General features: G+C 39.3%; 13 protein-coding genes. 3 read left to right on the top strand and 10 right to left on the bottom strand.

Annotated elements, in window-relative coordinates; translation table 11 throughout:
- The 3 genes from pbp2x to rsmH are packed head-to-tail and all read right to left on the bottom strand — an operon-like array spanning position 1 to position 3,539.
- Positions 1-2,259: a penicillin-binding protein PBP2X gene (pbp2x, locus tag HMPREF1654_RS00305; RefSeq protein WP_003078331.1), complete on the bottom strand. Its 2,259-nt coding sequence runs from the start codon at positions 2,257-2,259 to the stop codon at positions 1-3.
- A gap of 3 nt (positions 2,260-2,262) precedes the next feature.
- Positions 2,263-2,580: a cell division protein FtsL gene (gene ftsL / locus HMPREF1654_RS00300; RefSeq protein WP_003070323.1), complete on the bottom strand. Its 318-nt coding sequence runs from the start codon at positions 2,578-2,580 to the stop codon at positions 2,263-2,265.
- An 8-nt stretch (positions 2,581-2,588) separates the two neighbouring features.
- Positions 2,589-3,539: a 16S rRNA (cytosine(1402)-N(4))-methyltransferase RsmH gene (gene rsmH / locus HMPREF1654_RS00295; RefSeq protein ID WP_003078305.1), complete on the bottom strand. Its 951-nt coding sequence runs from the start codon at positions 3,537-3,539 to the stop codon at positions 2,589-2,591.
- 148 nt (positions 3,540-3,687) lie between these two features.
- On the opposite strand from rsmH, the gene HMPREF1654_RS00290 reads away from it, so the two are divergent.
- The 3 genes from HMPREF1654_RS00290 (at position 3,688) to HMPREF1654_RS00275 (ending at position 6,182) form a co-directional block, all read left to right on the top strand.
- Complete coding sequence (locus HMPREF1654_RS00290) at positions 3,688-3,885, top strand: helix-turn-helix transcriptional regulator (RefSeq protein WP_003073800.1); 198 nt, start codon at positions 3,688-3,690, stop codon at positions 3,883-3,885.
- 265 nt (positions 3,886-4,150) lie between these two features.
- Positions 4,151-5,506: a TrkH family potassium uptake protein gene (locus HMPREF1654_RS00280; protein WP_003078274.1), complete on the top strand. Its 1,356-nt coding sequence runs from the start codon at positions 4,151-4,153 to the stop codon at positions 5,504-5,506.
- A 10-nt stretch (positions 5,507-5,516) separates the two neighbouring features.
- Complete coding sequence (locus HMPREF1654_RS00275; protein ID WP_003073803.1) at positions 5,517-6,182, top strand: potassium channel family protein; 666 nt, start codon at positions 5,517-5,519, stop codon at positions 6,180-6,182.
- 51 nt (positions 6,183-6,233) lie between these two features.
- On the opposite strand, the gene HMPREF1654_RS00270 is transcribed toward HMPREF1654_RS00275, so the two are convergent.
- The 7 genes from HMPREF1654_RS00270 to HMPREF1654_RS00240 form a co-directional block, all read right to left on the bottom strand.
- Positions 6,234-6,491: a DUF896 family protein gene (locus HMPREF1654_RS00270; protein ID WP_003073805.1), complete on the bottom strand. Its 258-nt coding sequence runs from the start codon at positions 6,489-6,491 to the stop codon at positions 6,234-6,236.
- A 15-nt stretch (positions 6,492-6,506) separates the two neighbouring features.
- On the bottom strand, positions 6,507-8,546 hold the full coding sequence (gene glyS, locus HMPREF1654_RS00265) for a glycine--tRNA ligase subunit beta (protein WP_003078245.1): 2,040 nt from the start codon (positions 8,544-8,546) through the stop codon (positions 6,507-6,509).
- A 2-nt stretch (positions 8,547-8,548) separates the two neighbouring features.
- Positions 8,549-9,463 carry a glycine--tRNA ligase subunit alpha gene (glyQ, locus tag HMPREF1654_RS00260; RefSeq protein WP_003078390.1) on the bottom strand — a complete coding sequence of 305 codons (915 nt, stop codon included), beginning with the start codon at positions 9,461-9,463 and terminating at the stop codon, positions 8,549-8,551.
- Between the two features lie 351 nt (positions 9,464-9,814).
- The gene (locus HMPREF1654_RS00255; protein ID WP_003078238.1) at positions 9,815-10,225 is read right to left on the bottom strand and encodes an EVE domain-containing protein; all 411 of its coding nucleotides are present in this window, start codon (positions 10,223-10,225) and stop codon (positions 9,815-9,817) included.
- A complete protein-coding gene (locus tag HMPREF1654_RS00250; protein ID WP_003078432.1) occupies positions 10,218-10,676 on the bottom strand; it encodes a MarR family winged helix-turn-helix transcriptional regulator in 459 nt (152 codons plus the stop codon). Before HMPREF1654_RS00250 ends, HMPREF1654_RS00255 begins: the two co-directional genes overlap by 8 nt.
- The gene (locus HMPREF1654_RS00245) at positions 10,673-11,089 is read right to left on the bottom strand and encodes an SRPBCC family protein (protein ID WP_003078386.1); all 417 of its coding nucleotides are present in this window, start codon (positions 11,087-11,089) and stop codon (positions 10,673-10,675) included. Before HMPREF1654_RS00245 ends, HMPREF1654_RS00250 begins: the two co-directional genes overlap by 4 nt.
- A 545-nt stretch (positions 11,090-11,634) precedes the next feature.
- Positions 11,635-16,098 carry a S8 family serine peptidase gene (locus HMPREF1654_RS00240; RefSeq protein WP_003078301.1) on the bottom strand — a complete coding sequence of 1,488 codons (4,464 nt, stop codon included), beginning with the start codon at positions 16,096-16,098 and terminating at the stop codon, positions 11,635-11,637.
- Between the last annotated feature and the right edge of the window lie 109 nt (positions 16,099-16,207).

Raw genomic sequence — 16,207 nt, 5'->3', positions numbered from 1 at the left:
CTAATCTCCTAAAGTAATTGTTATTTCTTTTATTTTTTTGAGTGATGCATTGGTCTTGACACTTTGAGCTACAACTTTCGAGCCTTTTCCTTTGATATGTACTTTTATACCTAACCATTTGCCAAATATTGTAGCATTCTTCTTCGTCCAGCCATACATATCAGGCATTTCCGTAAAATCATCAGTTAGGATAAGGATTTGCTGATTGGATTTCAGGATTTCATCTGTTTTCACAGAAATTTTCTTAATATTCTTACCAGTTCCCAGAACAATAGGTTGCACAAGGTTGCGTCGCAATTCATCAGCCAAATCACCAGGACTAGTATTCTTAGCGGAAGGCATTTTATAAGTCAATTCTTTTGAAACAGATTTTAGAACGGGAGATTGTGTCGTCAAGTTCAGCGTATCTTTCATCGCTGCAGCCTCTTCCAATACAGGGTTAACCACTTCTTTCCAGAAAATGGGTTGGAAAGATTCTGAAGGTTGCTTCAGAGTTACATACATGATGAAATCAGGATTTTCAGCAGGTGTCATGGCTACAACAGAATAGATATAATCATTTGCACCTGTCAAATAACCACTTCCGTTCTCTCCTGCAATTTGTGCTGTACCTGATTTAACCGCTACATTTTGGTTTGGCACTTTGATAATAGGACCGCCTTCTGTCTTACTATATAGGGTTCCATAAATAGGATCCGTGCCAACACTCACCATATAGTTTCTGGTTGATTTGGCAGCCTCTTTTGAAACAGGACGTCCTACAATCTCTGTAGAACTCTTTCGTGCACGACCACTTTTCGAGTCATAGATCGCACTGATAAATTTTGGCTCAACCATCACACCATCATTGGCTATGGAAGAAAAAGCACGTAACATTTGTGCTTGGGTAACCGAAATCCCTTGACCAAAGGCGCTCATTGCATAAGTTACGATATTATCTGCTGGAAGGCCACCATAATCTTCATAGTTCATCCCAAAACGTGTGGGTAATCCAAATTTGAATTTGCTAAGGTAATCTAACCATTTTTCATCACCCATTTTTTTCTCTAAGGAAGCCATTCCAACGTTACTAGACAGAGCAAAACCTTGAGCATAGGTCAATGTCTGACCTTCAGAAAGCCCCATGTTGACATTCCAGTCACGAATTGTTACATCCGCAATTTGTAAGCCGCTATTATTATACGTTTCATTTGCTGGAAAAGTCTTGTTATCTATTGCTGCAGCAAGCGTCATGACCTTCATCGTTGAGCCTGGCTCATATTGATTCTGATAGAGAGCACTAGACCAAGCAAAATCTTTTGTCAAATCTTGCTTCGTATCAGCATCAAAACTTGGACGTTGCGTCGTTGCTAGAATTTCTCCAGTTTTTGCGCTCACTAGTGTGGCACTGGCAGAACTCCCTTTCGCTTTTTCTAGAAAAGCATTCATACGTGTTTCAAGAAAAGACTGCAAATCAGATGATAGGGTTGTATAAACATCTTTTCCATCTTGTGTTTTCCTTGAAACCTTGTCAGATCCCGGTACGATATTTCCATTTTTATCTTTTTCATAGGTGATGACACCATTTGATCCAGCTAATGTCTTGTTTAAAGCAGCTTCTAAACCTGTCGTACCAACAAGCATTTTGCTGCCATCTTTATTTTCCTGAAGCTGTGCTAATCCAATAAATACAGAAGCAAAATTTCCATTTTTATAACTTCGATTCGGACTGGTAGTAAAATCAACACCTTTTACTTTCGCTTTTTTTAATTCTTCACGAATAGTGTTCATATTACTATAACTGATTCCATTTCCTTGAGAACCAAACGAAACTTGTTGCAATTTTTTTCGAGATAGCTGTTTCTTGACATAATCCTTGTCCATGCCGAGATATTTATTGAATACTTCAGCTACTTTGTTATATTGAGATTCTTCTACATAAAGAATCTCTCCAGTTGCTGACTTATATTTCTTGTCAATAACTGCATAAACATTATAAGAGGTCGCATCTTCGGCTATCGGTAAACCATTACGATCATAAATCGTGCCACGCTTTGCAGGTACAATCCGTGTTATTTGATGCACTTTACTTGCTTGTTCAGCCAAATTCACACCAAACTTCTTTCCTGTTCCAATAATAATGGCAAAATTAATCAGAAAAACAAAAAAGACAAAAACCGTCAAAACGCTTAGGCTTTTCCCTACTCGTCTACGGTTATAACTAGGATGCCTCCGATTTTTCAAAGCATGATTTAAAATTCGTCTTCTGAGTCCATTCATGCTTTATTCCGCCGTTCTGATATTTTCATTATTCTGAGTCATTTCTTGCGAACTCGCTAATTTTGATAAGCGTTCACTACGAATCAATTCGTTTACTTCTTGTTTAGCATCATCTAGTTCTGTGCGCTTTGCTTCGATTTTTGAATTGACAGTTGTTAAATCGCGCTGCACTTGCAATAATTTTGTTTGCATAAAGACAACACTGGTTGCTAAGATAACCGCTGTCAAGACTATCGCTCCATAAAATGCTTTCTCAACACGAGAAAATTTTTGAATTCGTGCCTGAAGTATCTGGCCAGTTGTTCTTGTTCTAGTTGCCATCTCAATCCTCACTTATGTACTTTTTGTGCCACACGCAGCTTAGCTGAATGTGATCGATTATTTTTATTTAATTCGTCTTGACTTGGTAAAATAGGTTTTCGAGTGACCAATTTCATTTTAGGCTGTAATTCCTCTGGAATAAACGGCAAACCTTTTGGTACTTCTACTGTTGAGGCTACTTTAAAAAGCTGCTTGGCTAAGCGATCCTCCAACGAATGAAATGTAATCACCGAAATACGCCCATCAACCGCCAACAAATCCATAGCTTGTTGAATGGACTCATCTGCCGCTCCCAACTCATCATTAACTTCGATGCGAATGGCTTGAAAAATCTGTTTAGCAGGATGCCCTTTTTTTTTCAATTCCTTAGCAGGCTTAACAGATTTGATAATCTCTGCTAACTCCGTAGTGGTCTCAATCGGTTTCTTTTCACGCATTTGCTCAATTTTCCGAGCAACTTGCTTTGAAAATTTATCTTCTCCGTACTTGAAGAAAATCCGCACCAAATCATGATAGCTGTATTGATTGACTACTGCATAAGCTGTCAACTTTGCATCCTGATTCATCCGCATGTCAAGTGGAGCATCCTGTTTATAGGAAAACCCACGCTTGCGCTCATCCAATTGCGGACTAGAAACCCCTAAATCATAACAAATGCCATCAATTTCTTCAACACCTAGCTCATGCAAACGCTCCTTTAAATGACGAAAATTATCATTAATAAAGGTCACCATTCCTTGCTCAACGTACGATGCCAAACGTTTTCGAGCATGCTCAATAGCGGTCCAATCTTGATCAAATGCATATAGATGACCGTTTTTCTCTAGTTTACTTAAAAGGTATTCACTATGCCCTGCTCCGCCTAAAGTTGCATCAACATAAACACCATTTGGCTTTATACCAAGTTGATCAATAGCTTCGTGCAGAAGAACTGTTACATGATGAAATTCATTTGTCATATCTTTACTATTATACCACAAAGATTTAAAAAAAGACTTTTGGAATCATGTAAAGTTTTTGTCAATGATACTTGACATGTTAAACAAAGATACTTATAATGAAACTACAAAAGTCGCTTATATTTGACACTTTGCTAAGGAGAAATACATGAATCAAGTAAAAGAATGTCGAAAAAATCTAGGCCTCTCGCAACTAGACCTTGCTAAACAAATTGGTGTTTCGCGACAAACAATCAACATGATTGAAAACAATAAATGCAATCCCACACTAGATCTTTGTATCCATCTAGCACTAGCTTTGGAAACAGACCTAAACACACTTTTTTGGAATCAAGAACACTTCTAAGAAAAGAAAGGGTAAATTCAATGAAACTTCAACAATATAAAAAAATACTCTTACCTCTCTTAGCAATCCTTCTCGTCATTGCTTTCTACTTATTCTTCACCTTGACAGATGCATTGCTATTTTGGATAGATGTGGCAGTGATTGCTTCTTGCATTTTTTCGGTCAAAAACTTTTAAAGAAGAACTAAACTCTTGCGCCTTCCCTCTCGTCTTTTAAACGTCTTTATGGTAAAATAAAATCATTATTTCTATGAAAGAAGATACGAATGTCACATTTTTTATCAAGATTATCTCCTGCTAGGCGTATTTTATTGAGTTTCGCCCTTGTGATTGTAGTGGGATCTCTTCTTTTAAATCTGCCTTTTATGCAGATAGCGACTTCCAAAGCTAATTATTTTGACCACTTATTTACTTCAGTTTCAATGGTCTGTGTGACTGGGCTTTTTACACAGGCAGTCGCTGATACTTACAATATTTGGGGGCAGATTATCTGTATGCTGCTCATTCAGATTGGAGGCTTAGGGTTAATTAGCTTTATCGGGCTGATTTATGTACGTTCCAATCAAAAACTTAGTTTTTCCAATCGTACTACTTTGCAAGAAAGTCTTAGTCGAGATGAAACAAATTCTATTCGCGACTTCCTTCGCTCCATCTTTCTCATTACTTTTAGTATTGAATTACTCGGAGCCTTGATTCTCAGTTTTCGTTTTGTCCCTCTCTTAGGATGGGGAAAAGGACTTCTAACTTCAATTTTTCTTGCTATCTCTGCTTTCTGTAACGCTGGATTTGATAATTTAGGTAGTACTAGTTTGTTATCATATAAAACAGATACCTTAGTTAATTTAACCATCGCTGCCTTGATTATTATGGGCGGCTTAGGTTTTTCAGTCTGGTTTGACTTAAAAACAAATATACAAGCAAAAGGACGTAAACGGAAACTACGTTTTCATACAAAATTAGTTCTTGCTTTAACAGCTATTATCTTAATCAGTGGAACTTGTTTGACATTTCTGACTGAATTTCAAAATACAGCTACTATCGGTCAGCTGCCTTTCGGAAAAAAGGTGTTAGTCAGCTTCTTTCAAACCGTCACCATGCGGACAGCTGGTTTTGCAACGATTGACTATACACAAGCTCGCCCAGTTACATTACTTCTTTATATCATTCAAATGTTTCTAGGTGGTGCTCCTGGAGGAACGGCCGGAGGATTGAAAATTACCACTTTTTTGGTTGTGTTAGCCTTTGCTCGAACAGAAATTCTTGGTTTGCCCCATACTAATTTTGGGCATCATACGTTTTCTCCCTCTACCATTCAAAAAGCCTTTAGTGTCTTAATTGTCTTCACCACAACCTTTATTCTTGGTTTGACTTTTTTGACAATGGTCGCTGATAAGGGGCATCGTTTTATTTACTTAATGTTTGAAGCCATGTCTGCTCTTGGAACAGTAGGCGTGACTGCCAATCTAACACCTACTTTAAATCATGCTGCTTTAACAGTGATTATGTTTTTGATGTTTATCGGACGAATTGGACCACTGACCTTGATTGTCAGTCTCTCCAATCGAAAACCGAAGAAAAACGATACAATTAAATTTGCTAATGCAAATACTATTATTGGATAGGAAGGATTTTATGGATAAACGAACAATTGGCATACTAGGTCTAGGAGTTTTCGGTCGCAGTATCATTAACACACTCCGCAAATATAATTGTGATATTATCGCTGTCGATGACCACCAAGATGTCATCAATCATTTTGAACCGATTTTGGCGCGAGGTGTCGTCGGTGATATTACAGACCACGATTTGTTGCAGGCTGCAGGAATTGATACTTGTGATACAGTGGTTGTGGCTACAGGAGACAATTTAGAATCAAGCGTCCTCGCCGTCATGCACTGTAAATCTTTAGGCGTTGAAAAGGTGATTGCCAAGGTGAAAAGTAAGACAACCAGAAAAGTCTTGCTAAAAGTTGGAGCTGATCGCTGCATCTCCCCTGAGCGTGAGACCGGGATTTCGCTTGCTAAAAATATTTTGCACCAAGCCACGACGGATGTCATTGAATTAGATAAAAATGTCTCTATTATTGAATTTTATCCACCTCAGGCTTGGATTGGTAAAAATTTAGCACAATTAAAACTTCGTCAGAATCATAAGCTTAACATCATTGGTTTTAGAGAAACTCCTGATGGTGTACTCAATATTGATACATCGCCTGACTATATCTTTAAACAGAATGAACTATTAATGGCTGTAATTGACAGTCAAACATTTGATCATTTTGAAGATATTACAAAATAGATAAATAAAAAATCGTCGAGAGTATCTCTCAGCGATTTTTTGTTGTCTTCATTAGGAATTTGGGTCGTCTAAACTTCTGCCATGTAGACCTTTTTCTCTTTGAACCTGACGGAGTTTTTCTGGCGTGATATCGTTGCCTTCTTCATCCACAATTTTAATCCCTTCGATGTGATGACGAAGACTACGACGATAGCCTTCGATATATTCTTCACGTAGTTTAGCTTGTTCTACTTTTTCCTCCGGTGTCAGCCCAACTGTCTTTTTCTTTTTGGCCAGTTCATTGATTCGTTCAATTTTCTTCGGTTCCATAAGATTCACCTCTTATCATTTTGTATTGATTTGATTAAACTGTGCTACCTTTTTAGCCTTTGTCATCAAAGCGACTAAAAGCGCCAAACGATTTGCTCGGATTGCTTCATCTTCTGCCATGACCATAGTGTTATCAAAAAATGCATCAATGACCGGACTTAAAGCAAATAATTGTTCAATATTATCCGCCAAGTCATCAGATAAAGTCAAGCGCTCGATTGCTGTATGAAGTTCTTTTTCCTCTTCATTTTCAAACAGACTTTCATCCACAACACTCACTGCTTCTGCTTTTTCTGCCAAATTAAAGACACGTGCCAAACTTTCAACTGCTGGTTTGAAAGAATTTTCTTGTGCTTTTTCTGCTAGAAGGGCCGCCACCTCGACCAAATCACGTACAACAAACGTCGAGCTGTTGAGCACAGCTGTCACGATATCTTTTGGAATATCGCTGTCTATCATTTTTTCAATGCGCGCACGGAAGAAATCCAGTACCTGTTCTTTGTTACTATATGTGAGACTATCAAATTGCAGCGCATAGAGTTGATCTACCAATTCATCTAAGGCAATGTGCCAGCCGAACTTGTCCAAAACACGCACAACACCTTGTGTAGCCCTACGAAGAGCATAAGGGTCATTTGAACCACTTGGAATGAGTCCAACAGAGAAGAACGAAAGAATTGTGTCTATCTTGTCTGCAATGGCCAAAATTGCACCAACTTTTGTATCTGGTAATTCACCATCACTAGCAGTCGGGAGATAATGCTCTCGAATAGCTCTAGCTACTGCTGTGTTTTCTCCTGCAAGTAGAGCATATTTTTCTCCCATGATACCTTGCAATTCATCAAACTCTCCAACCATACCAGTCAATAAATCAAATTTGTAAATAGATGCGGCACGGGCTACATCTTTTGCTTCCCGAGTAGATAAGTGTGCTTTTTCTGCTAAAAGAGCTGCGATCTTTGCTGTTCGTTCCATGTGCTCCGCTAATGAGCCAATTTTTTCATGGAAAGTTACATGTTTTAACTTGTCAACTAAGTCAGAAATAATCAATCGTTGATCTTCACGCCAGAAAAATTCTGCATCTTCTAACCGAGCCACTAAAACTTTCTGATTTCCTTTGACGACATTTTCGAGGTGTTCTGCATTTCCGTTGCGTACCGATACGAAATATGGAAGAAGCTTACCATTTTCATTGCGAACAACAAAATAACGTTGATTAACCTTCATAGACGTAACAAGGACTTCTTCCGGCACATCTAAGTAACGATCGTCAAAACGCCCAATAAAAGCAGTTGGGTACTCAATCAAGTTCAGCACTTCATCTAGCAAATTTTCATCAATCTCCACATGAACATTGTGCATTCTCTCAATTTCTTTGATTTGATCCAAAATCATGTTTTCCCGTTCCATTGGACTCGCAATGACAAAAACTTCGCGCAGATCTTCTTCATAAGAATCTGCAGACTGAATCTTCACTTCATGACCTAGAAAACGATGACCCCGACTTGTCCGTCCACTTTCAATATCGAACAAATTCATCAAAAAAGATTCATCATCCAATAACACGGTGAGGGTATGAACAGGGCGAATATATTCAAACGTATTGGTACCCCAATGCATATTGACCGGAAAACTCAGAGAGGTTAAGACATCAGTTACTCCATCAATTAATTCTTCAACAGGTTTTCCGATTTCTTGTTTGGTCACATAGACATATTCCTCACCTTTTACTTCACGAAATGTGATATCTTCAACCGTCAAGCCTTTTCCACGAACAAAGCCTTGCGCAGCTTTCGTAAAATGACCATCTGCATCCAAAGCAATTTTCTTACTTGGCCCTTTGAAATCTTCTGTTAGGTCTGTTTGTTTTTCACTTAGATTGGACACACGTACAGCCAAGCGACGAGGAGTGGAAAACATTTCAATCTTATCGAATGTCAAACGATTGTCTGTTAAAAAGGCTGCCATTTTATCACGCAATTGTTTCATGCTTGGTGTTACAACATAGGCAGGCATTTCTTCAAGCCCTAACTCAACCAATAAATTCTTCGTCATTTTTATTCCTCCTCAGCCAATAATTTCTTACGTGTTGCTTCGTCTAACAATGGATAGCCTAGCCGTCTGCGTTCCGCCACAAAGGTTTTAGCAACAATACGCGCTAAATTACGAATCCGAGCAATGTAACCCGCTCGCTCTGTCACAGAAACAGCTCCGCGAGCATCCAATAGATTAAAGGTGTGCGAACATTTTAAAACATAATCGTAAGCAGGGTGAACGAGATTATACTCTAAACAACGCTTAGCCTCAGCTTCAAAATGATCAAAATTAGCCAACAGCAAAGCTTGATCACTCACTTCAAAACTGTATTTTGAATGTTCAAATTCTGGTTGACGGAAAATTTCTCCGTACCTAACTCCATCTGCCCATTCAATATCATAAACAGAATCCACTTCTTGAATATAAGATGCCAAACGTTCTAAACCATAGGTAACTTCAGATGTAACTGGACTGGTAGATAAACCACCAACCTGTTGGAAATACGTAAACTGTGTAATCTCCATCCCATCAAGCCATACTTCCCAACCCAAACCTGCAGAACCAGTTGAAGGATTTTCCCAGTTGTCTTCGACAAAGCGAATATCGTGCTCTAGCGGGTTAATTCCTAACAATTCCAATGATTGTAAATACAACTCTTGAATGTTGCTAGGACTTGGTTTCATTACAACCTGAAACTGATGATGTTGATAAAGGCGATTCGGATTTTCACCATATCGTCCATCTGCTGGACGACGTGAAGGCTCTACATAAGCCGCATTCCATGGCTCAGGTCCAATAGCCCGTAAGAAAGTGTAGGGGCTCATCGTACCAGCACCTTTTTCATTATCGTAAGCCTGCATGAGCATACAGCCCTGATCATTCCAAAACTGTTGCAACGTTAAAATAATTTCTTGGAAGGTTAACTTCTTCGGCATAATGTTTACTCCATTCTTTTTATTATAATATTCTTGTAACTTGAGCTTATAGTAGGAATATACTAGTCTCAACAAGTGAATCAATTTGACTAACAAAACAAAAAGCAGAACTGCACTCGACACGACACCCTATACAGCTTTGCATAGGGGCGTCAAAACGCGGTTCCACCCTAGTTTATTACTTCATTGTTAATATAGTCTTAATTAATAATCTACCGACTAAAACTTACCGAAAGCGCCCGTTCATACTTTATTTCACCCGACTTCCACTATCTCAGGCTCGCTTGAGAAATGCCATAAGACTTTCTTTCTGACTAGTATTATAGCAAAAAAGGGCAATCTTGTCCAGACTTACTCCAACTTCATAGAATTAAAAACATACATAAAGAAATCTCGACTAACCTCAAAATGTCCGTATCGTAGCTGGCTGGCATAGGTTTTCCAGTCTGAGTGCTGCCTGGCAGTTCCAATCGGACAAGGCCGGACAGATTTGTAATACTCAACATCCCGCCTGAAAGGGATAAAGTCCGGTGCCATTTCAAATTGATAAACCCTATCATCCTTCATCTTACCCGCGGCTGTGAAAGCCTGCAGCTTTTGATTAGAATCAAGAGCGATTTTAGGACTGTAATAGAGCAGGTAATCGCCCTTTTTCATGCGTCTTAAAGGACCGCCTTTACCATGACAGACCTGGCAAAAACCGCCGTCAACACCGCGTTTAACATGATTTTCTGAAACAACACCAACCCAGAACTTAACCATTATTTTCCTCCAATTTTAGTAAAAGCCGATTAAAATCTGACACCTGACTGCCCAGCTGGCCAAAGTAGGTTTGGTCAATTGCCTCAACGAGAGGCAAAGCCTGATTCATACGCTCTCTGCCTATATCAGTCAGAAACACAACTTTTGCCCGACTATCTTGAGGGTGTTCTCGCCGCTCAACTAAGCCTTTTTTCAACAAGAGCTTAAGAACTTGAGAAACCGTCATCACATCCATATCTGAAAAAGCAGCTAGATTGACCTGAGTAACCAAGTCCTGTTGTAGCTCCAAGTACCCCAAACTAGTCAGAATAATAAATTGCGGATGAGTCAGCCCCACTTTTTGCAGAGCTGTTTTTACTCGGCCATGCCAAGCATTGTAAACTCGTGCGAATAAGAGACCTGTCGATTCCTGATGGTTGTCAGCATACTGGGAATGAAAAGTTTTTGTCATACTGCCTCCAAGATTTGTTTCAGCTTTCCGACACTTTTGGGCACATCAGCAAAAATCTGTTTCAAAAAGGCTAAAGCCTCCTCTGTCGTATCGCTGTCTGTCAAAGAAACTGAATGCCTTAGACTAATGGTACCGTTAGGATTTTCAAGTATCTCATGTTCAAATAGAACATTGCCAAAAGGCGTTGCTGTTAAATCAGAAAAACACTGATTCTCACGCACTTCAACTAAAGTGAAGTTGAGTTCAGGCATATCCTCCATCTTCATTTTCCCCTTTTGCCCTGTAGTGAATTCACCCTCCAAACTAATTTGTTCCAAATCACCCTCCCAGACAAACCACTGATTAACTTGAGAATAGTAGGTCCAAGCGTCCTCTTTTTTAGCATTAACCGCCAATTCAAAAGAAAATTTCATAAAAACACCTCCATATTTAATAAACACTTATATTATAAGTCTGCTTACAATATTTGTCAAGAAGAAAGTGACTTCCTTTTTCATTCTGTTCTGACTCTGTTGTTAAGTCAATCTGAAAGGCTGAGATACACTCTGATTCAGACTTTTCTTCCCGCAATGTTAACATTCATCTCATCTGTTTTTGGCACTTCAATAACACCGCTTAGATTTTTGATAAAGTCTGCAGTTCCTGCATGACCTGAATATCTACAAAGCCCATATGTTCTTTGCTTTCTTCCATATAGCGCCAAGACTTGGGCTCTCTTTCACACAACAGAATCGTATTGATTATTTCATTGTTGATATAGTCTTAATTAAAAATCTACTGACTAAAACTTACCGAAAGTTTCATTCTCAGCTTTTGCTTATCTAGCTTTCACCACCCCAGAATCACTAGAAACTTTTAACAAGACCTCCTTCATAGTGACCATTATAACAAGAAAATGAGTGACCCTCTAATATTTTGAGTCACCCATTTTGTACTAAGAAACTTCATCAGTAAAATTTTACACTGTCAAAGCTTTAATTCTTTTTGGTTTGTGCCCATTTAGTTTTTTCTTAGCTGCTCTGAGATTCGCAATTGCCTCTCTCACATCTGCTTGACTAGCACCTGGATTGGCTAAAACTGCTTTCGCTTGCTCAAATGCAGCCAGATAAGCTGCTTTTACATCATCAGTTGCATAGATAAACTTATTACTAAGAGCTTGGAAATGAATTTCTCGTGCAATCGTATTTTGCAGATGAGAGAAATCCGTTTCTCTACCATTTAACTTTTGATAAGCTGCAGTCAATTGTGCCAAAACAGTATCAATCTGCTCTTGCGTAATACTATCTTGAATCGCTAAGAGAGCAACTGCTTGGAAGGCTCGGTCATATGCTTGCCGTTGTTTTTCTCTTGCATTGGCATACAAACCCGTTTTAGTCGTTGCCACATAAGCTGCCATGGCTGTTTTTAGAGCCACAATATCAGAATCCTTGCCATCTAAATTATCAGCAGCAGTGACGAGATTTGCCAATATTCGATCTACTTCTGCTTGACTCAATTTCCCGGTCAAAGCCGCCTTCGCTTGCGCATAAGCTTGATTGTACGCTATCCGCTTTTCTATACTTGCATTATAATATTGAGCCGTAGTCACCAAAGTAACTTGTTTTTGAACAGCTGCTAGTAAGGCTACTTTAACAATAACAGTCAATTGAACAAGGTTGTTCTTACCTTCTTTGACTAGAACTGTTGGATTTTCATCCCATAGTTCATAGCCTGATGGCAGAGTAGCAACGATAGAATATTGACCCACTGCTACCGTCTTACCAAATGAATATTTTCTATATTTCTCAGCTGGAAGAGAAACAAGCTCACCCGCTTCATTTTTCAATGTTATCGTCGTATTTTTCGGAACGGCTTGGTTGAAAGTCACGCTAAGTGGAGCATAGCTAATTTCCTTTGCCAAAAATTCAATCATTTTAAAGCTATCTTCTGCTGTTAAATCAAATTCTTGTGTGAGGGCACTCAAGACTTTCAGCCCGCTCTTGTCATAAGTAAAGAGTTCTGCCGTATAATGCCCAAATGTCAAGAAATTGATGTCTTTCCCTTTATCAACATTGATATAGTTCCCTTTTGCATCCTTGATTCGATAAACATATGGTGTATCCAGTGCTTGATGGCTATCTGCATCAACCACAGCTACACGAATTCGACCACTATTTTCAGTACCGACTAGATTTGCAAGAGAAGTTGCATCTTTGTTGCCCGCAAAATCTTCTACTACGTAGAAAATGTTTGCTTTATGAACACCTTTCGGAAGAGTGTAGCTACCATCTGCATTGGCAGAAATATAAACACGACGTTCATATTCACGAACATTCCCCAACTCATCCACAGCCTGATAAGTTACTTGTCCATTTTGATCTGGCTTCAAATAAAATACTCGCTCTTTCAAAATACCGCCATTTCCGACATCTTTGACTTTACGTGGCACAAATATTTCCGTACCATCTTGTGATTTTTTAATATAGCCAGATGTGATAAGCGGTTTTTGCGTATCAATCTGGAGTTGGAAAGATACTGTTTGCTCGTTAGCTCCTGGTACATCCGGCGTGTAACGTACTACATAAGTATACAGACCATCTACAACAGTTCTTCCACTACTATCACGCCCATCCCATACCGTATTGTCCAGGAAATAAGACTTTGGATTACGCTCATTTCCATCAAAGTAATTTTTCCGCCCATCCTTTGCTGCAGCGCTTTGCCAGACTAAGGAGCCATCACTCTTATAAACAGCTGCTGTCAGATTATTGAAATTCCGATAAAAGACAGAGCGATACTGGATTAAATCCTTATTGCCATCTCCATTTGGAGAAAACGCTAGACGAACATTGCCATTGGCATCCAATTGCAAAATCGTACGTCCTTGCTCATTTTCTACTGTACCAAGGACAATCGGGCTGCGTGCTGCCGTCTTCCCAGTTGAGTACAGTGTGTCATTAGACGATGTGATGATAGCCGACACATTGTCTTTTGCTGAAACACTTTTATCTTTAGGGACATCATAATAAAAGCCTGATTTACCTTCTTTAACAAGATTATAAATTGGCCTTTCAGCAGCTGGCAAATTTTGAAATTCCCCACGGAAGCCCATAAATGCAAGGCTGACGACATCACCATCATCTGCTGGTTCGACAAAGCGAACAAAGCCTTCCAAGAAATAACCGTTTGGCATGAGCCTCTTTAGCTCTTCCGCATATTTAGCTACATTAACTTTAACAGTTACCCGTGTGCTACTATGTGCTTTCACAGTCACTTCTGGCCAAACTGTTTCAGTCAATTTTCGAGGAGTCAAATCAAAATGTCCATCCTTGACTGTGTCTGTATTGGTATTAACAATCATTTTTAAAGTGCGATCTTTATCCGTCATATTATGAACTGTCACATCAAACGTAAATTCATCGCCAACATTTCCTAGCGATACACTAGGATAGTTATTGTCTTCTCCAGTTACATAAAGGCCTGTTGATACTGCCGCTGCTGTATCTACAATTCCTGCTCCTTGTTGTCTAGGGGATGTATAGGCACCTGTTTCTTTATTCATATGTGGCTTTGCTGTCGACATGATCAAAGCTTTCACCAAAGATGAAATTTCTGCCGGACTTTTTTCTGGGTAATGCTTTTCCAGATATTGTTTCACCAAAGCAGCTACACCTGCTACATGAGGAGCCGCCATACTCGTTCCACTCATACTACCATAAGTATTATCATTCAGTGATGAATAGATAGAGCCACCCGGCGCTGTTACATCTGGTTTTAATTGCCCATCCGTTGTCACACCCCAGCTTGAAAAGTCAGATAATTGATTAGCTTCTGGATTAGGTAAATTCGCCTTGTTCCCATTGAAAACTAACTTGTACTTACCTGCCGCTAGAGCCTCTCCATATTCTTTAGAAATAAAGGCAGAAGGAATCGTCTTAGCTTGTCCTTCCAGTGCCATTTTAAGATTAGCACCAGCAACATTATTGTAGACGACTGCTCCAATTGCTCCACGTTTGACAGCATTGCTGATCTTGTCTGAGAAGGTGAGAGCACCACGCTGAATAAGCGCAACCTTTCCTTTCAAATCAAGGCCCTTGAAATCTTCATCACGTCCTAATCCAACATTGACGTATTCGTATTCCTTGCCTTTTTCAAATTGGGCATCCGTTTCAGAAACAGAATAATTAAACTTTCCATGATGAAGTTTGGCATTATCCTCTAAACCACGAACTTCCATGACTTCTTCTGTAACAACTGTATTATTAACTGAAGCTACCGAAATTGAATCCTCTACTGTTGAAGGATTGCCCACCAGACCATAATCTGGATTTTCTGCCAAAGGTTTAGATTTTCCATTTCCAAACGTATTGCTATTTCCTGCAGAGATTAAAACAGATACTCCCTTGGCACGCGCACGCTTGATAGCTTCTACAATACTGGGGTCAGCGTTCACCATTGAACCTGTCGTAGACCCCAAACTCATGTTAATCGTATCAGCTCCAAGCGCTACTGCATCGTCAATCGCTTTAGCGTAGATAGCTGAACTAGTCGTACTACTGCGATCAGAGAAGACACGCATAAACATTACTTGCGCTTCCGGTGCTACACCATAAATATATTCGCCATTGGTGTCTTTTTTGCTTGGATTCCCAGTCGCAATTCCTGTCACGTGCATTCCATGAGAATCCGTGGCTTTTTCTTTGATATTGTCATCAGCATCTATATAGTTATAGGCAAAAACAACTTTGTTATTGTACCATTTACCATAATTAATGCCTACTTTCTTCTTAGCCGCTTCCATTGCTGCTTCATCTTTGAATTTCCCTTTCGAAGGATCAGTAATGCGTAATACCTCATGATTCACATCTAGCCCTGAATCAATCACTGCAACGACCTTCCCTTCTCCTTTATAGCCTTGTTGCCAAGTCTGAGGAACTTTGATAATTTCATTGCTAGTTGTGCTAGATGGAGTCACTGGTTCAGCTGACTGTTTCTTTTCTGACTCTGTTGTTTCCTTACTTGCAACTGACTTTTCTGATGTTGAAGTAGAGTGAGTTGCTTCTGTTACTGGTGATTCACTCCCTGTTGTTGCTACCTTGCTTGCACCAGTTCCCGCAGTAGATGGAACTGGCTTTACAGCAGAAGTTTCAGATGAAGTTGAAACAGTTGATTCTGCTCTTGTAGATGATGATTGCGTGGTTGTTTGTGTACCTTCTTCTGTTGCTATAACGGTTGTGGAAGCAGCAGAATTCCCATTTGATTGGTTTGAAGCCGGAACAGCTTTATCAGCAACTGATGACTGAACTTCTTGTGTTACAGTCGGATTGTTTGCTGCCTGCTCATTGGCCTGCACTTGTCCCGCACCAATAACTAAAAATGTCCCTAAAACGACTGAAGCCAGACCAAACTTATACTTTCTCAATGAAAAACGTTGTTTTTTCATATTAATCTCCCTCATTTTTATTTTTAAAAAATATTATAGCGTAAAATTTTCAGAAAATTCATCTTTTTTTGAATTGTAATGAAAATGTAATATTCCTTTATAATCATAT

The organism is Streptococcus intermedius SK54 = ATCC 27335, assembly GCF_000413475.1.
Taxonomy (GTDB): Bacteria; Bacillota; Bacilli; order Lactobacillales; family Streptococcaceae; genus Streptococcus; species Streptococcus intermedius.
Note: the sequence above shows the minus strand (reverse complement) of the source record. Positions and strands in the feature narration are given on the sequence as shown.